The sequence below is a fragment of the Paludifilum halophilum genome, assembly GCF_002245355.1.
Taxonomy (GTDB): Bacteria; Bacillota; Bacilli; order Thermoactinomycetales; family DSM-45169; genus Paludifilum; species Paludifilum halophilum.
Genome location: NZ_NOWF01000091.1, coordinates 1 through 443 on the forward strand (window position 1 = coordinate 1; position 443 = coordinate 443).

At 57.1% G+C, this 443-nt stretch carries 1 protein-coding gene; it reads right to left on the minus strand.

Annotated elements, in window-relative coordinates; all coding sequences use genetic code 11:
- On the minus strand, positions 1-443 hold a 443-nt coding region (locus CHM34_RS19500; protein ID WP_169713836.1), incomplete at both ends, for a hypothetical protein.

Consider the following 443-nt stretch of genomic DNA (forward strand, 5'->3'; position numbering starts at 1 on the left):
AGCAGAAACACAGTAGCCACGGCCACGCGAATTACCCGCGACGTGCGCCGCAGCTTCTCTGTCTGCTCTGACTTGCTGGCTGTGAGGTAGCTTTCATACCGTCGGCAGTCGCGCTCATATGACTGTCTTGCTTCTGCCGAGCTGAATTCGAAGTGAGTCTTCAACAACTCGGCCCGCAGGTTTTCAGTCAGCAGGCTGAGCCGCTCATGATCCGCCGCTTCTGCTTCCGACACTTGGGTCTGGAGCGATCGCATATAGGTGAGATATTCACCGGCATCGCGCTCCCAATCCAGATAGGCTTGCCCATCCCCCGTCTGTCGCCACATCGCAAACTGGTATTTCATCTGCTGAGACTTCGCTTCGAGTTCCGCATTTCGGGCCTCGCGAAGGACTGCGGTCTGTCGTGCCGCTTCTGCCATCAGCCGCTGCTGACTGTCCAAAAT